Annotated in this window: 19 protein-coding genes and 1 riboswitch; of the genes, 1 reads left to right on the top strand and 18 read right to left on the bottom strand. The window is 35.5% G+C overall.

The window, feature by feature from the left end; translation table 11 throughout:
* Positions 1-50: 50 nt before the first annotated feature.
* From AAEO57_RS18595 to AAEO57_RS18535, 13 genes are all read right to left on the bottom strand, one after another.
* Positions 51-3152 carry a vitamin B12 dependent-methionine synthase activation domain-containing protein gene (locus AAEO57_RS18595; RefSeq protein WP_341694539.1) on the bottom strand — a complete coding sequence of 1034 codons (3102 nt, stop codon included), beginning with the start codon at positions 3150-3152 and terminating at the stop codon, positions 51-53.
* A gap of 237 nt (positions 3153-3389) precedes the next feature.
* Positions 3390-4388 (bottom strand): PDDEXK nuclease domain-containing protein, encoded by a 999-nt coding sequence (locus AAEO57_RS18590; RefSeq protein ID WP_341694538.1) that lies wholly within the window; start codon positions 4386-4388, stop codon positions 3390-3392.
* Between the two features lie 192 nt (positions 4389-4580).
* On the bottom strand, positions 4581-5003 hold the full coding sequence (locus AAEO57_RS18585; RefSeq protein ID WP_341694537.1) for a hypothetical protein: 423 nt from the start codon (positions 5001-5003) through the stop codon (positions 4581-4583).
* An 8-nt stretch (positions 5004-5011) separates the two neighbouring features.
* Positions 5012-6016 carry a homocysteine S-methyltransferase family protein gene (locus AAEO57_RS18580; protein ID WP_341694536.1) on the bottom strand — a complete coding sequence of 335 codons (1005 nt, stop codon included), beginning with the start codon at positions 6014-6016 and terminating at the stop codon, positions 5012-5014.
* Positions 6017-6347: 331 nt separating this feature from the next.
* Positions 6348-6459: riboswitch (SAM riboswitch) on the bottom strand.
* A 206-nt stretch (positions 6460-6665) separates the two neighbouring features.
* On the bottom strand, positions 6666-6800 hold the full coding sequence (locus tag AAEO57_RS18575; RefSeq protein WP_341694535.1) for a hypothetical protein: 135 nt from the start codon (positions 6798-6800) through the stop codon (positions 6666-6668).
* A gap of 190 nt (positions 6801-6990) precedes the next feature.
* Positions 6991-8043: an NAD(P)/FAD-dependent oxidoreductase gene (locus tag AAEO57_RS18570; RefSeq protein ID WP_163392219.1), complete on the bottom strand. Its 1053-nt coding sequence runs from the start codon at positions 8041-8043 to the stop codon at positions 6991-6993.
* Between the two features lie 96 nt (positions 8044-8139).
* Entirely contained in the window at positions 8140-8721 is a 582-nt protein-coding gene (locus tag AAEO57_RS18565) for a precorrin-2 dehydrogenase/sirohydrochlorin ferrochelatase family protein (RefSeq protein WP_341694534.1), read from the bottom strand.
* A gap of 42 nt (positions 8722-8763) precedes the next feature.
* Positions 8764-9537: a uroporphyrinogen-III C-methyltransferase gene (cobA, locus tag AAEO57_RS18560; RefSeq protein WP_341694533.1), complete on the bottom strand. Its 774-nt coding sequence runs from the start codon at positions 9535-9537 to the stop codon at positions 8764-8766.
* Complete coding sequence (locus tag AAEO57_RS18555) at positions 9530-11620, bottom strand: HEPN domain-containing protein (RefSeq protein ID WP_341694532.1); 2091 nt, start codon at positions 11618-11620, stop codon at positions 9530-9532. The genes cobA and AAEO57_RS18555 overlap by 8 nt, the downstream gene beginning before the upstream one ends.
* A 138-nt stretch (positions 11621-11758) precedes the next feature.
* Positions 11759-13003 (bottom strand): sulfate adenylyltransferase subunit 1, encoded by a 1245-nt coding sequence (locus tag AAEO57_RS18550; protein WP_341694531.1) that lies wholly within the window; start codon positions 13001-13003, stop codon positions 11759-11761.
* Between the two features lie 141 nt (positions 13004-13144).
* Positions 13145-14044: a sulfate adenylyltransferase subunit CysD gene (cysD, locus tag AAEO57_RS18545; protein ID WP_078227138.1), complete on the bottom strand. Its 900-nt coding sequence runs from the start codon at positions 14042-14044 to the stop codon at positions 13145-13147.
* Positions 14045-14182: 138 nt separating this feature from the next.
* Entirely contained in the window at positions 14183-14893 is a 711-nt protein-coding gene (locus tag AAEO57_RS18540; protein WP_341694530.1) for a phosphoadenylyl-sulfate reductase, read from the bottom strand.
* A gap of 24 nt (positions 14894-14917) precedes the next feature.
* Complete coding sequence (locus AAEO57_RS18535; protein WP_341694529.1) at positions 14918-15820, bottom strand: sulfite exporter TauE/SafE family protein; 903 nt, start codon at positions 15818-15820, stop codon at positions 14918-14920.
* 309 nt (positions 15821-16129) lie between these two features.
* On the opposite strand from AAEO57_RS18535, the gene AAEO57_RS18530 reads away from it, so the two are divergent.
* A complete protein-coding gene (locus AAEO57_RS18530) occupies positions 16130-16912 on the top strand; it encodes a sulfite exporter TauE/SafE family protein (RefSeq protein ID WP_341694528.1) in 783 nt (260 codons plus the stop codon).
* 94 nt (positions 16913-17006) lie between these two features.
* Here AAEO57_RS18530 and AAEO57_RS18525 read toward each other — a convergent pair whose 3' ends face one another.
* The 5 genes from AAEO57_RS18525 to AAEO57_RS18505 all read right to left on the bottom strand — a co-directional run bounded on the left by AAEO57_RS18525 (position 17007) and on the right by AAEO57_RS18505 (position 20579).
* On the bottom strand, positions 17007-17417 hold the full coding sequence (locus tag AAEO57_RS18525) for an RrF2 family transcriptional regulator (protein WP_163392203.1): 411 nt from the start codon (positions 17415-17417) through the stop codon (positions 17007-17009).
* Between the two features lie 208 nt (positions 17418-17625).
* The gene (locus tag AAEO57_RS18520; protein WP_341694527.1) at positions 17626-18141 is read right to left on the bottom strand and encodes an alpha/beta hydrolase; all 516 of its coding nucleotides are present in this window, start codon (positions 18139-18141) and stop codon (positions 17626-17628) included.
* 20 nt (positions 18142-18161) lie between these two features.
* Positions 18162-18674 (bottom strand): RDD family protein, encoded by a 513-nt coding sequence (locus AAEO57_RS18515; protein WP_341694526.1) that lies wholly within the window; start codon positions 18672-18674, stop codon positions 18162-18164.
* A 152-nt stretch (positions 18675-18826) separates the two neighbouring features.
* Complete coding sequence (locus tag AAEO57_RS18510) at positions 18827-19999, bottom strand: trans-sulfuration enzyme family protein (RefSeq protein WP_341694525.1); 1173 nt, start codon at positions 19997-19999, stop codon at positions 18827-18829.
* 148 nt (positions 20000-20147) lie between these two features.
* The gene (locus AAEO57_RS18505; RefSeq protein ID WP_341694524.1) at positions 20148-20579 is read right to left on the bottom strand and encodes an OsmC family protein; all 432 of its coding nucleotides are present in this window, start codon (positions 20577-20579) and stop codon (positions 20148-20150) included.
* Between the last annotated feature and the right edge of the window lie 13 nt (positions 20580-20592).

Below are 20592 nucleotides of genomic sequence, written 5' to 3'. Positions count from 1 at the left end.
TCGAAAGTCAGTCCTTTCAGACTTTATGACTTTTGACTTTATGACTATTTTTAATCTGCTATATTAGGGTTTAACCATTTCATTGCGTAATCAAGCGGTACATTTCGGCGTTTGGCGTAATCTGTCACCTGATCTTCTTTTATTTTTCCGAGTCCGAAATACCTGCTTTTTGGGTTTCCGAAATAATATCCTGAAACAGATGAAGCCGGCCACATCGCCATGCTTTCTGTTAAGGTTACTCCAATCTGTTTTTCAACATCTAAGAGTTTCCAGATCGTTGGTTTTTCCAGGTGATCCGGACAAGCTGGATAACCCGGAGCCGGACGGATTCCTTTATAATTTTCTTTAATCAATTCTTCGTTGGTCAAAGATTCTTCAGCATCATAACCCCAGAAATCTTTACGTACTCTCTCGTGAAGATATTCTGCGAAAGCCTCAGCAAAACGATCGGCAAGCGCTTTTACCATAATCGAATTGTAATCGTCTAAATTCTTTTCGTATTCCGCTGCCCATTCGTCAACACCAAAACCAGTTGTTACGCAGAAAGCTCCCATATAATCTTCTATTCCGCTTTCTTTTGGCAGAATAAAATCGGCTAAAGCGATGTTTGGAGCACCTTTTGTTTTTTGTGACTGCTGACGAAGCGTTAAGAACCGCCCCCTAACCCCCGAAGGGGGAACTCCAACATTAGACTTTAACTCACTCGTAATATTTTCAATAATTTGATCTAAATCAGTTAAAACTTGCTGATTAGTATATCGAATAACTTTAAACCCTTTTGATTCTAACCAACTTGTTCGTTCTTTATCTTTTCCTATTTGTTCAAGACCATCATGAATAGATCCGTCTACTTCTATAACTAACCTTTTTTCTAAGCATACAAAATCAGCTATATAATCTCCAATAATATGTTGTCTCCGAAATTTAAAGTCTTCTATTCCTTTGTTAGACAAAATATTCCAAAGCATTTTTTCGGCTTCGGTTGGTTGATTTCTCATGTTTTTTGCATGTTCTTTTAAAATTCCATACAAAGCAGGATTTGCAGTTTCCCAAGTTTGTTTCTCTTCAATCTGAGCAACTCCCCCTTCGGGGGTTGGGGGGCCTTCATACAATTCGATATCATCGTCATTTACCTGATTCGCAGGGAAAATTCCGTAAATACCTTTTGCTTTTAATTTTTTCTCTGCTAAAATTACTTTCAACATTGCCTGAGCATCATTGAAAACAGAAGTCGCTTGTTCACCCACAACCTCATCCGTTAAAATTGCAGGATATTTTCCGTACAATTCCCAAGTCTGAAAAAATGGTGTCCAGTCGATATACGGAACCAAAACATCCAATTCTACTTCGATGGTTTGAGCGCCAATTACTTTTGGTTTAACTGGAGTATATTCGCTCCAATCCAGTTGTAATTTATTTTTACGGGCCTCTTCAATCGTCAGGAAGTTTTTATCTCTGGAACGATTTAAGAACGTTTCTCTAAAAGCATCATATTCTGCACGAATATCTGCTGCATATATTTTTCGGTTATGATCCAACAGATTTCCTGCAACCGTTACGGCTCTCGAAGCATCGTTTACGTGAATGACGGTTTCTCTGTACTGAGGTGCAATTTTCACGGCTGTATGGGCGCGCGAAGTTGTTGCCCCGCCAATCATGATCGGGATTTTAATATCTTGTTTGTCCAATTCTTTGGCCAAATACACCATTTCGTCAAGCGAAGGAGTGATTAATCCGCTTAAACCAATAATATCAACTTCGTGTTCGATTGCCGCTGCAATGATTTTCTCTGGAGGAACCATTACACCAAGATCTACAATTTCATAATTATTACAGGCCAAAACAACTGAAACAATGTTTTTTCCAATATCGTGAACGTCACCTTTTACAGTTGCCATCAGGATTTTTCCGTTTCCTTGTTTGTCTCCGGCTTGTTTGCTTGCTTCGATAAACGGCAATAAATAAGCAACTGCTTTTTTCATTACACGTGCCGATTTAACCACCTGAGGCAGGAACATTTTTCCGCTTCCGAATAAATCTCCAACGACATTCATTCCCGTCATCAAATTGATTTCGATAACTTCAATTGGTTTTGTCGCAGCCAAACGTGCTTCTTCAACATCTTCTTCAATAAAAGCATCAATTCCTTTTACCAATGAATGCGTAATACGCTCCTGAACAGTTCCAAAACGCCATTCCTGAACCGTTTTTTCATCGCTTTTTACCTCGCCTTTTACACTTTCAGCAAAATCTAAAAGTCGTTCTGTAGCATCGTCACGTCTGTCCAGAATTACGTCTTCAACGTATTCTAGTAAATCTTTCGGAATATCATCGTAAATCGTCAACATTTCAGGGTTTACGATTCCCATCGTCATTCCGTTTTTAATCGCATGGTATAAGAATACGGAGTGCATCGCTTCACGAACCGTATCGTTTCCTCTAAACGAGAATGAAACGTTACTCACACCGCCGCTGATATGTGCATGAGGCAGGTTCTCACGAACCCATTTTGTCCCTCTAAAAAAGTCCAAAGCGTTTAAGCGATGTTCTTCCATTCCGGTTGCTACCGGGAAAATATTCAAATCGAAAATAATATCCTGCGGAGGGAATCCTACTTTGTTTACCAAAATATCATACGAACGCTGACAAATCTCCACTCTACGATCGTAATTATCCGCCTGACCAACTTCGTCAAAAGCCATGATAATGGCCGCCGCTCCGTAACGTTTGATTAATTTGGCGTGATGAATAAAGTTTTCCTCTCCTTCTTTTAACGAAATCGAGTTTACAACGCTTTTTCCCTGAACTACTTTCAGACCCGCTTCTATAATTTCCCATTTCGAACTGTCGATCATAATCGGCACTCTCGAAATGTCTGGTTCTGCAGCAATTAAATTCAAAAATTTAGTCATTGCAGTAACTCCGTCAAGCATTCCTTCATCCATATTAATATCGATGATCTGCGCTCCTCCTTCTACTTGTTGTCTTGCAATATCAAGTGCCTCGTCATATTTCTCTTCCTTGATTAACCTCAGGAATTTTCTTGAACCTGTTACGTTTGTACGCTCACCAACATTCACAAAAACACTTTCGGGCGTAATAATCAACGGTTCTAATCCTGATAATACAAGGTCTCTTCTTTTTTCAGTCATTTTCTTTAAAGTTGCTAAGCTTCTGAGGTGCTTAGGTTCTAAGTTTTTATTCTCTATTTCTTTTCCTGCAAGGTTTTCAAAACCTCATAGGTATTTATGTTTCTTATTTTGGGCGTGTCCCAAGGGCCGGGCTATTCGTTACAAGTCCTCGACCAATTTCGTTTCACTGCATTGGTCTGTGGGCTTTTCACTTCTATCCCTCACGCAAACCCGGTTTCAAAACAAAATTATTTTTTCTTATTCTAACAATTTATCCAATTGATTCTGAAGCGTTTTTTTATCCGGCAAATACAATTGATATTTACTCAACAAAACTTTATTTGTAATACTATCAGTCGCATATTCAACCAAAATATGATTTTTATGAGCCCCTAAAACAATTCCAATTGGTTCATTATCTCCTTCTGTTGCTTCTTCCTTTTTGAAATAGTTCAGATACAAATTCATCTGACCAATATCCTGATGATCAATTTCGCCTCTTTTCAAATCAACCAAAACGAAACATTTTAATATTCGGTGGTAAAAAAGCAAATCCAGATAAAAATGCTTCCCTCCAATATTCATTCGGTATTGTCTGCCTATAAATGCAAATCCTTTACCCATTTCCATGATGAATTGCTGTAAATTCGAAATAATTTTCTCCTCCAATTCATTTTCCAAATACTGATATTGCTCCGGAATATTCAAAAAATCCAATACAAAAGGATCTTTAATCAAATCCTCGGCATTTTCTACAATATGTCCCTCTTTGGCTAACTTTAAAACGCCTTCTTTATCTTTGCTCAAAGCCAGTCTTTCGAACAAAGAACTTTTCATTTGACGTTTTAGCTCCCGAACACTCCAGCGTTCGTGTTGGCATTGTTTACTGTAAAAACTAATTTCCAATTCAGAGTCGGCTTTTAAAATTTCAAAATAATGACTCCAAGTCAATAAGTGAGACAGTGTCTCACTTATTGGAAACGATAGATAAAACTTACGCATGTATAAAAGATTAGATCGACTGAACCCTTTTCCATGAGCTTGTACCAAATCCTTTGAAAGACGTTCAAACAATTGACTCCCATACTCTGCCTTTTCACTTCCTTTTTGTTCAAACTCTACAATATGCTGTCCAATGTACCAATACGTTTGCACCAAAATAGTATTTACCGATTGCGCCGCCTGCTGCCTGCCTTGTTGCAACAAGCTGCCAATTTTATCGATAAGTTCGCTATAGGGTTGCTTTTCTAAGTTCATTTTTGCTATTCTGTATTTTGCAAAGTTTTATTATTTTGGGCTTTTACAATTCTATTTTGGGCGTGTCCCAAGGGCCGGGCTATCCGTTACAAGTCCTCGACCTATTTCGTTATCACTGCATTGGTCTGCGGGCTTTTCACTTCTATCCCTCACGCAGACTTGATTTCATAAGACGATTTATGCTCTTCTAATTTATTTCCACTTCCATTTCCCTAAATACTCAGATTTTACATCATCATATTCATAATATTTAGTTTTTGTAAAACCCGCTTTTACAAGTGTCATAGAATCGGGTTTTAATTCTCGTAAAATAATAAAATGTCCTTTTTCTGGATTATTTAAATCATATCTTACTTTATAAAACTTATTTACAAGATTATGATCTGCTTTAGCTGCCCCTCCTAAAATCTTTTTATTGTCTACATAAAAGCAATATCTTAAAAAACTCGATTTACCTGACTTTTTAATTCTCAAAGTAAGTCCTATTGTTTCTCCTTTAAATGTTTTTCCATATTCATGATTTCTTTTATCTCTGTATTCTGTAAAAACTATAACTGAAAGAAGGGAAATAAAAAAAGTGACTATGAAATATTTAAGTTTATTATATTGCTTCATTGCAATTTCTATTCAAATGTTGGCGCCACTCTCGGCTTATAATCCTTCGCAACCTCAGCCATTAATCGAATATGATCCGGAGTTGTACCACAACATCCCCCAATAATATTAATCAAATTATCCTCTAAATATTCTTTAATGAAAGCCTGAGTCTGTTCTGGTGTTTCATCGTATTGTCCGAAAGCATTCGGTAACCCTGCATTTGGATGCGCTGAGACGTTAAACTGTGTATGTTGTGCTAATGTTTTCAAATACGGTTTCAATAAATCTGCTCCTAAAGCACAATTGAAACCAACACTCAATAACGGAATATGTGAAACTGAAATTAAAAACGCTTCAACCGTTTGTCCAGAAAGTGTTCTTCCTGAAGCATCGGTAATCGTTCCTGAAACCATGATGGGAATATCCAGATTACGTTCTTCTTTTACTTCTTCGATCGCGAAAAGTGCCGCTTTTGCGTTTAACGTATCAAAGATTGTTTCTACTAAAAGTAAATCGCAGCCTCCGTCCATTAAAGCTTCTGCTTGTTGTTTGTATGCAATTCGCAAATCGTCAAAAGTTACGGCTCTGTAACCCGGATCGTTTACGTCTGGCGACATACTTGCCGTACGGTTTGTCGGTCCGATTGAACCGGCTACGAAACGTGGCTTTTCTGGATTTTTAGCTGTGAATTCATCCGCAACCTGTCTCGCAATTTTTGCTGATTCGTAGTTGAGTTCGTAAACCAGATCTTCCATGAAATAATCGGCCATACCGATTGTTGTTCCGGAGAATGTATTGGTTTCTACGATATCTGCTCCCGCTTCGTAATACGCAGCGTGAACGTCACGAATTGCCTGTGGCTGTGTCAGGGATAATAAATCGTTGTTTCCTTTTAACGGATGCGGGAAATCTTTGAAACGCTCTCCTCTAAAATCTTCTTCTGAGAAATTATAGCGCTGCAACATGGTTCCCATTGCTCCATCTAGGATCAGGATATTTTTTTTTATTGCTTCTTTAATTGTTATTGCCATGGCTTCTTTTTTTAGCTTCTGAGATACTGAGGTTCTAAGATGCTAAGTTTTTATTATGATTGTGAAGTTTAAACCTAGCAGGTTTTAAAAACCTGTTAGGTTCGCTTCGATATTTTTTACATTAATTCCAAAAGTTCACTATTGCCAGCTCATTAGCCCCGATTGAAGTGGAAATCCTTTTGCTTTTTTCTTTAAAAAGCAAAAGATTGCAACGAAAAGCGGGAACTATGACTGCAAAAATGCGCCAATGATTCGCTCGAAATACTGAATCTGTTTCAGCATTATTGTAAGTTTTCAGGAAAAGTTTTTTGAGAAATACGTAATGTATTTTGTGTTATCTATCTTGAATACGTTGCAGTATTAAGTAGAATGTAGCACCTTCTTTATGGCAAAGGGTTGCTAAGGTTTCATTGGGTCTTTCCCTCCGCCTTTCGTGATAACTTTCAATAAAATTAGGAACGGCGCAAAGGTACAAAATAGCCTTTCGACTTGCAAGTTTTTTTTAAGATTCTAAATCGCTAAGGCTCTGAGGTTCTATGCTTAAATTTTCTGAAATAAAAAAAGCTCAAACTAATAGCTGTTTGAGCTTTTGATTTAAATCTTAGTCTATAAGCCGAGTACGGACTTATTTAGTGTCAAAAAGAGATTTTTAAAAACTTCTGTCCCATTTTAGAAATGTATCCATGACTTCCTGATGATCTGTTAATTCATTATCCGTCATTTTCATTTCACTGCCCATTTTTGAATTTTCTTCTGGTAGTTGTTCTTCATTCCAATTGTTCATAATAGATAATTTTAAATACTTTCTTAAAGTTAGCATTTTATATTTGTTATTCAAAATTTATTTTAAAATACAAAGTTACTAAGCTTCTAAGCCACTAAGATTAAGTTAACATCAATAAAAAAGCCCAAACTTAAAAAGTTTGGGCTTTACTATATGAAATCTTAGCCGCTCAGCAACTTAGAAACTCAGACTATACTATTGCTTTTACAACTGCTTTTGGAGCTTCTTTACGAGTTCCGTCAAAACCGTCTACGCCTGAAACTGTGGTGTATTTTAAAACGTATTTTTTACCAGGGTTAACAATTTGATAAGCCGCCTGACACATCAAAGTCGCTTCGTGGAATCCGCAAAGGATTAATTTTAATTTTCCAGGGTATGTGTTTACGTCTCCAATAGCGAAGATTCCTGGAATGTTAGTCTGGTAATCTAATGCATTGTTTACTTTAATTGCATTTTTCTCTATTTCTAATCCCCAGTCAGCGATTGGTCCTAATTTTGGAGTCAATCCGAAAAGTGGAATAAAATAATCGGTTTCTATTTTACGGTGTGCTCCGTTTTCTTCGATATCCAAAGATTCTACATGTTCAGCACCGTTAATTCCAACTACTTCTGCAGGAGTAATTAATTTGATTTTCCCGGCTGATTTTAATTCCTGTACTTTTTCTACAGAGTCTAAAGCTCCTCTGAATTCGTTTCTACGGTGAATCAAAGTTACTTCTGAAGCTACGTTGGCAAGGAAAATACTCCAGTCTAACGCTGAATCTCCACCACCGGCAATAACTACTCTTTTATCTCTGAATTTCTCAGGATTTTTGATGAAGTATTTTACACCTTTGTCTTCATAAAACTCGATATCTTCAATAAGAGGTTTACGAGGCTCGAAACTTCCTAGACCTCCTGCAATGGCAATTACAGGTGCATGGAATTTTTTTCCTTTGTTTGATGTTACGATAAAACTTCCGTCTTCTTGTTTTTCGATAGTTTCTGCACGCTCACCTAAGGTAAACCCTGGTTCAAACTGCTTAATTTGCTCCATTAAACCGTCTACTAAATCTCCAGCCAAAACTTCTGGGAAACCAGGAATATCATAAATAGGTTTTTTTGGATACAATTCTGAAAGCTGTCCTCCAGGCTGAGGCAAAGCATCTAAAATATGGCATTTTAATTTTAACAATCCTGCCTCGAACACGGCAAATAAACCTGTTGGTCCTGCTCCAATTATAAGTATATCTGTTTTAATCATTATGGTGTTGTTTATAATCATTCTTAATAATACAAAGAAACAAATAATTTATTCTAATTTCAATGATTTTTATCATTCATTTCTTTGTGAAATTTTTTACTCTTTATTTTTTAATGAAGCGGTAATTTCGTTCATTCTTTTAACCTTTTCTTCAAAATCCCCTTTTAAAGTTTTTCTGTATTCATTCAGGTTTTCAACCATACTATTGATATCCTCCGGAATTACTTCTTCAAAAAACTCTCTTAGTCTTTTGGCTGTTGTTGGCGACTTTCCGTTTGTTGAAATGGCAATTTTTACATTTCCTTTTGTTACGATTCCGCCTAAATAATAATCACACAAATCTGGGGTATCGGCAATATTGCAAATCAAATAACGCTTTCTTGATAAATCGTAAACTCTTTTATTGACTTCAAGATTATCCGTACAGGCGATAACCATGTGACGTTTTTTTAGCATTTTCTTTTTGAACTTAGCTTCCGTCAGTTTAATAGAAGGATGCTGCTCTGCCAATGCCTTGATTTCTAAATGAAATTCCTTTGCTACTACCTCTACATTTGCATTTGGACTTGACTTTAGCAAGAAAGAAAGCTTTTCCAGACCTACATTTCCTCCGCCCACAATTAATACGTTTAAATTGTGAAGCTTTAAAAATATCGGATATAATTCGTTTTGTTCCATTTTAATTTATTTTCATCCAACCAAAATTAGATGATTTTCATTTTATCGAACTACTTCTTTTGATAAAAATTCTTCGTAAAATCCTTTTAATTTTTGGCTTTCTTTTACAACTTCGCCTAAAACGATAATGGCCGGAGAACCTAATTCTTTTTCTTTTACGATTTCCAAAATCGAATCAACTGTTCCAACGCCTGTTTTTTCTGCTGTTGTTGTTCCGTTTTGAATGATGGCAACCGGCAGATTTCCTTTGTTTTCTTTTTGATACAAATCGATAATCTGAGGCAGTTTATGCATTCCCATCAGAATTACAACTGTTGCAGAAGATTGTGCTGCCAAAGCTACATCTGAAGATAATTGTCTGTCGGATGTTGTTCCGGTAATCGCCCAAAAACTTTCTGAAACACCTCTTTTTGTAATCGAAATTCCCTGATTTGCAGGAACCGCAACTACAGATGAAATTCCCGGAATTACAATCGTTTCAATTCCGAAGCTTTCTGCAAATTCTATTTCTTCGCTTCCTCTTCCAAAAATAAACGGATCGCCTCCTTTTAACCGAACTACATTTCCATACGTCAGCGCATTATCCACAATCAACTGATTAATCTGATCTTGCGTGTAAGCATGGTTTCCTATTCTTTTTCCAACAAAAATTCGAATTGCATTCTTTGGTGCGTAATCCAGATTTTCTTCGTTGGCAAGCGCGTCGTACAAAACCACATTTGCTTCAGCCAGTGCTTTTACAGCTTTTAGCGTAAGTAAATCGGGATCGCCCGGACCCGCACCGACTAAAGTTATTTTTGGTTTTATATTAAGCATCTGCTAATTCCTGAGCTCTGAATGTTTCTATTTTATCAAAGAAAACTACTGCCTGAGCAATGTAATCTTTAGCGAAAGCTTCTGATGGTTCATTTTTATTGATTTGGTAAACCAAGTCTTTAAAAGTTGAATTCAATTCAATTTTATTGCTTTCGATAAAAACGGTATCAAACAAATCAATTATTCCTGCGTGGTGATTCGTTTTTTGGTTTTCAGACAACAACAAAGCTTTTGCTCCGTTTACAAATCCTGCGTAAGCATGATAAATAGCATCTGACCATTTTTTCTCATCGAAAGATTCCTGAGCCAATATTAATTTCTCTTTAGCTTCAAATAATAACGTTGCTACTAAATCGATCACTACACCGGCACATTCTCCAACTCCAACTGCTTTTACGTAATTGTCTGCGTTACCCCAATCTACAAAATCAGCTTCTGTTAGATTCGTTACATCAGATAATGGTTTTAAGATTTCGTAGAAGTATTTCTCTCCTTTTGCATCATAATAGTTTAGGAATTTTTCTCCATTCGCATTAGCATCAAAATCATTTAAGATCGTACGCAAAGCTTCTGGTCCTCTACGGCTTGGAATTTTAATTACCTTATCTGCAAAACGTCCTTCTCCGTTTCCTAATCTTCCTCCACCCAATAAAACCTGTAAAGCCGGAGCAACTAGTTTTCCTGAGTTGATAGACATTCCCTGGAATCCAATTGCTGACATATTGTGTTGTCCGCAGGCATTCATACAACCCGAAATTTTAATTTCGATTTCGCGGTTGTTTAGATACTGAGGGTATTCTGCACTTAAAACTCTTTCTAATTCTTCTGCAATACCGGTACTGCTTGCAATCCCCAAATTACAAGTATCAGTACCCGGACATGCCGTAATATCCCCAACTGAATTATATCCCAGATGAACAAAGTCAAGTTTGGCTAATTCCTGATAAAAGAAAGGAAGATTTTCCTCTTTTACGTGACGTATTACAATATTTTGACGCAATGAAAAACGTAATTCGTTTGCTGCGTAATTTTTAATTAAATCTGCTAATAATCTCGCTTTATCAGTATAAAAATCCCCTAATAAAACTTTGATTCCAATTGCGTAATACCCTGCTTGTTTCTGTGCAATTACATTCGATTTTTTCCAGGCTTCATAAGCTGCTGTATCTTCGATTGTAACTTGCGGAACTTCTAATAACGGTTCTGTAATTGGACCGTCAAAAGCCGTTGTGTCGATTTCGTATGTTTCAAAAGCGATGGCTTTTTTCTCTTTTTCAACCAAATCAAGGAAAGCATCTTTCCCCATTTCTTTGATTAAGAATTTCATACGCGCTTTCATTCTCTTTGCGCGTTCTCCGTATCTGTCGAAAATACGGATGATTCCTTCTGCAGTTGGAATGATTTCGTTAACCGGAATAAACTCCGAAAGTAATTCCGCATGCGCTGGCTGAGATCCTAAACCTCCTCCAAAAACAACTTTAAATCCTTTTTGTCCGTCTTTGATTTTAGGAATAAATCCTAAATCGTGTAAATAACTCAAGGCTGTATCTTCGTCTGAAGAAGAGAACGAAATTTTGAATTTACGTCCCATTTCCTGACAGATTGGATTTCTTAACAAATATTGAAAAAGTCCGTGTGCATAAGGCGTCACATCAAACGGCTCGTTTACATCTACACCTGCTAATTCGCTTCCTGTTATATTTCTAACTGTGTTTCCACAAGCTTCTCTTAATGTAATATCATCTTTAGCCAAATCAGCCCAAAGTTCAGGTGTTCTGTCCAGACTCACATAGTGAATCTGAATATCCTGACGTGTTGTAATGTGCAGACGTCCCGTAGAATATTTGTCTGATACCTCTGTAATTCTTCTCAATTGCTCGCTGGTAACTTTACCATACGGCAATTTGATACGAATCATTTGAACGCCTTCCTGACGCTGACCGTAGATACCACGCGCTAAACGAAGACTACGAAAACGTTCGTCATCAATTTTTCCTCCACGGAATAAGTGAATCTTTTTTTCTAATTCGATAATCTCCTTCTGAACTATCGGATTTTCTATTTCTGTTCTAAAACTTTCCATTTTATTTTAAGCTTTGAGCCTTGGGCTATGAGCTGTGGGCTGTTATCTGTACTATAAACTTATTTTTTTTAGATTTACTCTAAAATTAGGTTTTAACCAATGCACCAGGCTCAAAGCCCATAGCTGAAAGCTTCCTAATTATTTAATGAATCCTACTCCTGCTGTTGTATTGGTTACGGCATCAATTAAAATAAAAGCTCCGTTTGATTTATTTTCATTATAAGAATCAAAATACAAGGGCTTGCTTAATTTGATATTTACTTCTCCAATTTCATTAATTGCCAATTGCGAAGCCGGAGTGGTTCCAGAATAATCTGTAGCAATTGTGTTTTTAACGCTATCAATTTTTGCTAATACCCTATTTGTATTGTGCTGAACATAATATTTAGTTCCGGGAACCAATTTTTTGCTGTCCATCCAACAAATAGTCGTTTCAATATCTTTTTCAATTTTTGGAAGCTCTGATGATTTTACGATCATATCCCCTCTCGTTACATTGATATCATTTTCTAATTCGATTGTAATTGAAGAACCTGCAACAGCCTCATCAAATTGTTTATCGAAAAAATGAATGTTTGTCACTTTTGATTCCGTTAAAGAAGGTAAAACCGTAACAGCATCTCCTACTTTAATAGAGTTTCCGTATAATTTTCCGGCATACCCTCTAAAATCATGGTATTCTTCTGTTTTAGGGCGAATAACCGTCTGAACCGGGAAACGTGCTTTTCCGCTTTCAAAAACATCTGAAGAATGTAATCCTTCTAAATGTTCTAAAATGGTTTGTCCTTTGTACCAAGGCATTCCATCTAATTTATCCACAACATTATCTCCTGTCAAAGCACTTAACGGAATATAACTTACGTTTTGCTCTTTGAAAGTACTTTTTGCATTTAATGCCTGAAAATCAGCTTTGATTTTATTGAAAACTTCTTCTGAATAATCAACTAAATCCATTTTGTTAATCGCAACAATTACCTCTTTTACTCTCAATAAATTATTGATAAAAAAGTGACGGTATGTCTGCTCGATAACGCCTTTTCTGGCATCAATCAAAATAATTGAAACCTGAGAAGTCGAAGCTCCTGTAACCATGTTTCTTGTATATTCTATGTGACCCGGAGTATCGGCAATAATGTAACTCTTCTTTGCAGTCGAAAAATAAATATGAGCAACATCAATAGTAATTCCCTGTTCTCTTTCTGCTACCAATCCGTCAGTTGCCAAAGAAAAATCAAGGTAATCGTATCCTTTTTGTTTACTGCTTTTCTCAATTGCTTCAATTTTATCTGTAGTCAATGATTTTGTATCGTACAATAATCTTCCGATCAAAGTACTTTTTCCGTCATCTACACTTCCTGCTGTTGCTATTTTTAAAACGTCCATTCTGTATTGTTTTGTTTCAGGTTTAAAGTTTCAGGTTTTCTGTTGAAACTAATAATCTGTATATTTTTGTTTTCTTGATTTTCACTTTTAAAATTTCGTCTAGAATTGCATTCATAATTCACAATTCATAACTCATAATTATTAAAAGTATCCTTGTTGTTTTCTTTTCTCCATTGCAGCTTCAGAACGTTTGTCATCGATTCTGGCTCCTCTTTCAGAAATTGTCGATTCTCTAATTTCACCTACTACTTCTGCAATTGTTGCTGCATAAGATTCAACTGCTGCTGTACAGCTCATATCTCCAACGGTTCTGAAACGAACAATTCGCTCCTCGATTTGTTCGTCTTCTTCCTGGTACACAAAAGGAGAATGTGACCAGATTAAACCGTCTCTCAAAAAAACTTTTCTTTTATGTGAAAAATAGATAGATGGAATTTCGATGTGTTCTTTTTCGATATAGCTCCAAACATCTAATTCTGTCCAGTTTGAAATTGGGAAAACACGAACGTTTTGTCCATTTTCAATTTTTCCATTCAAAATATCAAATAACTCAGGTCTTTGATTTTTTTCGTCCCACTGTCCGAAATCATCACGAACAGAGAAAATACGTTCTTTAGCTCTCGCTTTTTCTTCGTCACGACGCGCACCACCAATACATGCATCAAATTTGAATTCTTCAATTGCATCCAAAAGTGTTGTTGTCTGCAAGCTGTTACGGCTTGAATATTTTCCAGTTTCCTCAACCACTTTTCCTTCATCAATAGCATCCTGAACATTACGAACGATCAACTCTAAACCTAATTCTTCTACCAATTTATCTCTGAAAGCAATTGTTTCAGGGAAATTGTGTCCCGTATCAACGTGTAATAGAGGAAACGGAATCTTAGCAGGAAAAAACGCTTTTTGCGCCAAACGTACTAATGTGATAGAATCTTTTCCGCCTGAGAAAAGCAAAACCGGTTTGTCAAACTGAGAAACAACTTCTCTAAAGATGTATATCGCTTCACTTTCTAAAGCATTTGTTTTTAACACTGAACTCATTTTTGATATTTTATTTGATATTTTGTCTGTTTCAAGTTTTTAGGTTTCAAGTTTTACCTCTTCTAAAAATCTCCACTCTTTATTCTATAATCTATATTCTATTCTCTAAAAAATCTTGCCTCTTGCTTCTAAAAAAATCTACTCTTTTTTCGCACTATGCAAACCACATTCTTTATGACTGGACTCCCAATACCATCTTCCTGCTCTGATATCTTCTCCCGGAAAAATAGCTCTCGTACAAGGAGCACAGCCAATGCTTACAAAGCCTTTTTTATGTAATGCATTCTGAGGCACATTGTTCTCCTGCAAATAATCCTCCACTTCCTGTAAGGTCCATTTTAATAGCGGATTGAATTTGATGATATCAAAACCACCGTCATATTCGAACAAACTCAAATCTTGTCTGTTCTCAGATTGTTCGGCTCTTAAACCTGTAATCCAGACTGCATTTCCTGCCAAAGCTTTTCGCAACGGAACCACTTTTCGAATAAAACAGCATTCTTTTCTGTTTTCAACCGAATCGTAGAAGCTGTTTGGTCCTTTTTCTTTCAGTAAATTTTCAACCGATGCCGCTTCAGGAAAAAACACTTCAATTGGTCTTTTGTATTTTTTTAATGTCTTATGAAAAACATCATAAGTTTCCTGAAACAATCTTCCTGTGTCTAAAGTAAACACTGTAATATCTGTGTTACTTTTTGCAATCAAATCTGTAATTACCTGATCTTCCTGTCCGAAAGAGGTAGAGAAAATTACTTTTCCCGGAAATTCTTTTGCTAAAAAAACTAAGGTTTCGTCAAGCGATAAATCTTTAGTTTTCTCTAATAATTCTTGTACAATGCTCGCACTCATAATCTCTCCCTCCTAAAATTATCTTTACAATAATTTAGATAATGTTTTTAAACTCAATAATATAATTAGAACTCCAACTGCCACCATCATTGGTTTTCTTTTAATTTTATTCACCAGATAAGCGGCCAATGGTGCTGAAAGAACACCTCCTAAAATCAACCCGATAATTACCTGCCAGCCGTGTATTCCTCCAAAAAGCATAAAAGTGATTCCACTTGCAAACGAAATCGCAAACTCAGCTGCGTTTACAGAACCAATCGTATATCTCGGATTTCTTCCTCTCCCTAACAATGTTGAAGTTACAATTGGTCCCCAGCCTCCGCCTCCAACAGAATCCATAAAACCTCCAAAAACCGCTAAAGCGCTCAATTTTTTTGTTTTCTTTTTTACGATGCTCTTTTTTAGTGCTTTCCTGATAATAACAACCGCCAAAACAATCATATAAACTGCAATAAATGGCTTAATAAGATCACCATCAATTACATCTGATAATAAATAAGCTCCTGTAATAGAACCTAATACTCCCGGAATCAATAAATGTTTTACCAGTTTTTTATTGATGTTTCCAAACTTATGATGCGATATGGCAGATGCTCCCGTTGTAAACATCTCTGCTACGTGAACTCCAGTACTACTAACAACCGGAGGAACTCCGTAAGCCAGTAAAAATGAGGTCGAAGTCGCTCCATAACCCATTCCCAAAGTACCGTCTACCAATTGTGCAAAAACACCAATAGCAAAAAAAACTAAAAACTCCTGATTAAATCCTCCAATAAATCCCTCCCATGAAAACTCTGCATGATGGTTATATATCAGGGTACTTAGCAAACCTACCAGCAAAACCACCGGTATTCCTATCCATAATTTCTCTTTTACTGTCACAAAAAACTTAGCATTAACACTATTTATTTTTAGTTCTTTCTCCATAATTACTCGGCTTTCTTGCTAAAATCCATTACCCTATCGGGTTAGTAGATTGAAAAGCAAAATTACTACTTATTTCTAAATATCAAAACAATTTTTAAACTTTTTACATTTCTAAACTTCTTAAAATCAAATTTTAAGGATTTTTTAAAATACTAAGAAACAAATTCAATAAATCTAAAACCATATTCAACTGTATTTAAGTTACATACATTTAATTCACTTTTCCGTTTCAAAGATATACTTTTAAATCCTACCATTTCCATAGGATAATTGTAAAATTGTTTCTATTTTTGCGCCAAACTTTTTTTTATGGATTTTCAAATAGGTTTGGTTATAGCAGGTTTGGCTGTAGGTTTTATTGTAGGTCTGACAGGCGTTGGAGGAGGTTCTTTAATGACACCTATTTTATTATATTTTGGAATTCCGCCAACAAAGGCCGTGGGTACCGATTTGCTTTATGCAGCTTTTACCAAAATGGGCGGTGTATTCGTGCATAATAAAAAAAGCAACATAAACTGGTCTATTACCGGATGGCTAACCTTAGGCAGTGTTCCCGCAGCCTTAGTAACTTTATGGATTCTAAATAATATTAAAACAGATATCGAAACTGTTAATCAGGTGATTAAAAAAAGTTTAGGATGGGCATTGCTTTTCACTTCTGTAGCTATTATATTTAAACAAAAGATATTAAAGTTTTCTCAGAAACACGCCGGAGATAAATTTCACAGCGAAAGCACAACTCAAAATATGCTAACCATAGGAATTGGTGTTTTATTGGGTGCAACAGTAACTTTGACTTCTATTGGAGCCGGTGCATTAGGAACGGTTACACTATTTTTTCTTTATCCTTTATTACCAACGCCCCGCTTAGTTGGAACTGAAATCGCACATGCTGTTCCATTAACATTGGTTGCCGGTATCGGACATGCCTCAATGGGAAATATGGATTTTGTATTACTGGGACAATTATTATTAGGATCTCTTCCGGGGATTTTTATAGGAAGTATGCTTAGTGGAAAAGTTCCGGACCAATTTCTTCGAAATGCAATTGCAGTAATGCTTTTCTTGGCAGGATATAAATTAATTTTTTAAAGCAACTTCAAAAAACATAATAAGTCATATAAAAAATGACCATTTATGGATTTGAAATGGTCATTTTTTTATTCATTTATTAATTCAAATTTAATTAAAAAGCTATATCAGCCAAAGAATTACTTTCGAGTATTTTAAGTGTATTATCCCGAACTTCTGTCATCAAACGCCTCGCGGCACAGGTTGATTCATCATCACAGTCATCGCATTTTTCATAAAAGTTATGACTCGCACAAGGTAATAACGCAATTGGCCCTTCCAAAATACGATATACTTTGGCCATACTAATATCTTTTGGTTCTTTTATCAGATAATAACCTCCTCCTTTTCCTTTTTTAGCTCCAAGAAAACCTGAATTTCTTAACAACAGCAAAATACTCTCCAGAAATTTAATCGAAATATGTTCATTTTTGGCAATCTCAGCAATTTGAACAGGTTCATTGTTTTCACGTCTGGCCAGATAAGTCAAAGCTTTAATACCGTATTTTGTTTTCTTTGAAAGCATTTTTTATTTTTAAATTGTAGAATATTTTCCTGATTTATTACATCGAAAATCTTTACATAATTTCCGGAACAAAAATATACTTTTTATACGAGAAAAATAACAGAAAGGAAATTAAATTCTACTAATTTAGTATAGTTTATTTTTTTTACTTTATCTAAGTTGTTCCGATAGTTTATCCCTAACAAAAATATGCTTTTCTGACAAAAAACTACAGCAAATTATTACAAATAATCAATGCATTTTCTTTTTCCAAATACAATTGATGCCCCTGTTTTTCAAAAAAGTGATTTGATATTTTTAAATCTGAAAACCAAACTGAACCCGGTGCTTTCAAATCTTCTTGTCCAAAATACAAATTGATTTTACAATCCGGAATCTTGTTTTCAAAACGTAATCTCGTTGATGAAACCGCTATTAAATGAGAAACTTTTAAACCTTTTAGAGCAGCTTTCCATGCAATTGTGCCTCCAATACTAAAACCTAAAATGGTAACTTTCTCTTTTTCAAGTTTCAATAAACTCTCAACTGCTTTTTCAATTCCTCCATTTAGAAATTGATTGTGAATATCTGATTCGGTAACACGTTCTAAACTGATATTCGCCAATTCCCGAACATCATAATACTGAATATCAAATTTAGATTGTAATATTTCAGCATATAATTGTACCCATTCCGGATTCTTGCCTCCAAATAAATCAGACAAAATGAGTAATCTTGGTTTCATTATATAGAAAAGTTCTTTTATTATTCTTGCTCTGGAATACCTATTAGCTTAAATTCGTAAAACATTTTCTTTTCTTCCTGTAAAGCTTTTTTATCCACTACATAAGTATCTGACAAAGAATCATGCCAGCCTCTTGAACCTCCTAAAAAAGTTAAAGCGTCAAATGGTATACATCGACAAAAACTTCTTTTTACGATTACTTTAAAATTTGGCTTTTCTCCGTTTTCATCGACAACAATGGTTCCTGTTGCTAATTTACCTAAAGATATTCCGAAAAAACCCTCGACAAAAATATAATAAATTAGAGTCAATACTATTCCAATCATAATCCATGCAAATTGTCCTAAATTATAAATCCAGAATCCAAATCCTGTAATTCCAAATGAATCTAAAACGTCTGCAATAACCACCAAAAAAAGTCCGAATACATAACCAAAACCATAATTAAAAGCATAATCTATCAAATAATTTACAAAGCGTTTTCCGCCTGAAGCTAACAATGCATCATCAAGAATATAAGTCGAATCATTCATGTAAAAAGTTTATTTTAAATTAATTTTTTTGGCTATGACTTAAAACAAAAATATACTTTTTGCATTAACAATTATTAAAAAAACAACGATTTTTAACCGTAATAAGTTTACAGTTAAAAATCGTCATCAATTTTAATTTTTTAATATAAGATTTAAGAAAGCGCCTGATCTAAATCAGCAATAATATCTTGTACCGTTTCCAAACCTACAGAAACACGTACTAAGCCTTCTGTAATTCCAACTGCTAATTTTTCTTCAACGGACAATTTACTGTGAGTTGTTGACGCAGGATGTGTTACAATAGTTTTGACATCTCCAATATTAGCCGAAAGTGAACATAATTTTATTTTGTCCAGAAATTTACGTCCTGCTTCAAGACCGCCTTTAATTTCAATCGCAATAATATTGCCGCCTAAAAGCATTTGCTTTTTGGCGATTTCATACTTCGGGTGTGATTTTAAGAAAGGATATTTCACACTGTTTACATTTGGATGGCTTTCTAAAAACTCGGCAACTTTTAACGCATTTTCGCAATGTCTGTCCACACGAACAGCCAAAGTCTCTAAACTCTTTGACAATACCCATGCATTAAATGGTGACATAGCAGGACCTGTATTTCTTGAAAACAAGTATATTTTGCGAATTAATTCTGCATCACCAACAGCAACGCCTCCCAAAACACGTCCCTGACCATCCATTAATTTTGTAGCAGAATGCACTACTATATGTGCTCCGTATTTAATTGGCTGCTGAATGTATGGTGTTGCAAAACAGTTATCAATAATCAAAATCAGATTGTGCTTTTTGGCTATTTGACCCAATAACTCTAAATCAATTACATCTACACCAGGATTTGTAGGTGTTTCTGCGTATAAAATTTTAGTATTTGGTTTGATAAAACTTTCGATCGTTTCCGGTTTGTTGATATCAAAATAGGTCGTTTCAATATTCCATTTTGGAAAATAAGTCATAAACAAAGCATGTGTAGACCCAAAAACGCTTCCCGCAGAAACAATATGATCACCAGATTCCAATAAAGCAGCAAAAGTAGAATAAATTGCAGCCATTCCGGTTGCAAAGGCATATCCGGCCTCAGCACCTTCCATAGTACAAACTTTGTCTACAAACTCTGTGGTGTTCGGGTTGCTGAAACGGGAATAAATATTACGTACTTTTTCTTCCGTAAAAGAAGCTCTCATGTCCTCTGCATCTTCAAATACAAAACTTGAAGATAAATATAAAGGTGTAGAATGTTCCTGAAATTGTGACTTTTCTAAATGTGTTCTGATAGCTTGTGTTTCAAAACCAAATTCTTGTTCGTTCATTTTGTTTGTTTTTCTTGTTTCAAGTTTTAAGCTTCAAGTTTTTTGCAATCGGCAATAACCAGCACTTAAAACTCAAACTGTTTAGAGTTGAAATTCAATGTTTATTTTGAATTATCTCATTCTCTAATTGACTAATTTTCTAATTATTTTATTTTTCTAATTCTACTCCGTTCAAAACGACTTTATAATGTATCGTTGCAGTTGGCTCAACTGTTTTAGAAACCGAGCAATATTTTTCGAAAGACAATTGTGCTGCTTTAGCTGCTTTGTCTTCTTTTATATTTCCCTCCAAAGAAAAAACCACGTAAATATCTTTAAATGGTTTGGCTTCTCCTACCTGTACACGCTCGCCTTCAACCTCAGCTTTGAAAGAAGTAATTTCCTGACGTTGTTTTTTTAGAATCGAAATCATATCAATTCCGCTGCAGCCTGCTACTCCCATCAATACTAATTCCATTGGGCTTGGTCCCATGTCGTTTCCTCCAAACTCAGGACGTGCATCAACATTTACAATATGTCCACGCTCGTTTTTTAATTGAAAATGGAAGTTTTCGTTTACTCTGTCTAATGTTATTTTCATTGTGTGTTGTTTT

This window comes from Flavobacterium calami (genome assembly GCF_038290035.1).
In the GTDB taxonomy this organism is placed as follows: Bacteria; Bacteroidota; Bacteroidia; order Flavobacteriales; family Flavobacteriaceae; genus Flavobacterium; species Flavobacterium calami.
The sequence above is the reverse complement of the archived record's forward strand: the minus strand, read 5'-3'. Positions and strand labels throughout refer to the sequence as shown.

Excerpts from the sequence above, each read along its gene's own strand:
- AAEO57_RS18595 (WP_341694539.1), bottom strand. The coding sequence starts at position 3,152 with ATGACTGAAAAAAGAAGAGACCTTGTATTATCAGGATTAGAACCGTTG.
- AAEO57_RS18590 (WP_341694538.1), bottom strand. The coding sequence starts at position 4,388 with ATGAACTTAGAAAAGCAACCCTATAGCGAACTTATCGATAAAATTGGC.
- AAEO57_RS18585 (WP_341694537.1), bottom strand. The coding sequence starts at position 5,003 with ATGAAGCAATATAATAAACTTAAATATTTCATAGTCACTTTTTTTATT.
- AAEO57_RS18580 (WP_341694536.1), bottom strand. The coding sequence starts at position 6,016 with ATGGCAATAACAATTAAAGAAGCAATAAAAAAAAATATCCTGATCCTA.
- AAEO57_RS18575 (WP_341694535.1), bottom strand. The coding sequence starts at position 6,800 with ATGAACAATTGGAATGAAGAACAACTACCAGAAGAAAATTCAAAAATG.
- AAEO57_RS18570 (WP_163392219.1), bottom strand. The coding sequence starts at position 8,043 with ATGATTAAAACAGATATACTTATAATTGGAGCAGGACCAACAGGTTTA.
- AAEO57_RS18565 (WP_341694534.1), bottom strand. The coding sequence starts at position 8,721 with ATGGAACAAAACGAATTATATCCGATATTTTTAAAGCTTCACAATTTA.
- cobA (WP_341694533.1), bottom strand. The coding sequence starts at position 9,537 with ATGCTTAATATAAAACCAAAAATAACTTTAGTCGGTGCGGGTCCGGGC.
- AAEO57_RS18555 (WP_341694532.1), bottom strand. The coding sequence starts at position 11,620 with ATGGAAAGTTTTAGAACAGAAATAGAAAATCCGATAGTTCAGAAGGAG.
- AAEO57_RS18550 (WP_341694531.1), bottom strand. The coding sequence starts at position 13,003 with ATGGACGTTTTAAAAATAGCAACAGCAGGAAGTGTAGATGACGGAAAA.
- cysD (WP_078227138.1), bottom strand. The coding sequence starts at position 14,044 with ATGAGTTCAGTGTTAAAAACAAATGCTTTAGAAAGTGAAGCGATATAC.
- AAEO57_RS18540 (WP_341694530.1), bottom strand. The coding sequence starts at position 14,893 with ATGAGTGCGAGCATTGTACAAGAATTATTAGAGAAAACTAAAGATTTA.
- AAEO57_RS18535 (WP_341694529.1), bottom strand. The coding sequence starts at position 15,820 with ATGGAGAAAGAACTAAAAATAAATAGTGTTAATGCTAAGTTTTTTGTG.
- AAEO57_RS18530 (WP_341694528.1), top strand. The coding sequence starts at position 16,130 with ATGGATTTTCAAATAGGTTTGGTTATAGCAGGTTTGGCTGTAGGTTTT.
- AAEO57_RS18525 (WP_163392203.1), bottom strand. The coding sequence starts at position 17,417 with ATGCTTTCAAAGAAAACAAAATACGGTATTAAAGCTTTGACTTATCTG.
- AAEO57_RS18520 (WP_341694527.1), bottom strand. The coding sequence starts at position 18,141 with ATGAAACCAAGATTACTCATTTTGTCTGATTTATTTGGAGGCAAGAAT.
- AAEO57_RS18515 (WP_341694526.1), bottom strand. The coding sequence starts at position 18,674 with ATGAATGATTCGACTTATATTCTTGATGATGCATTGTTAGCTTCAGGC.
- AAEO57_RS18510 (WP_341694525.1), bottom strand. The coding sequence starts at position 19,999 with ATGAACGAACAAGAATTTGGTTTTGAAACACAAGCTATCAGAACACAT.
- AAEO57_RS18505 (WP_341694524.1), bottom strand. The coding sequence starts at position 20,579 with ATGAAAATAACATTAGACAGAGTAAACGAAAACTTCCATTTTCAATTA.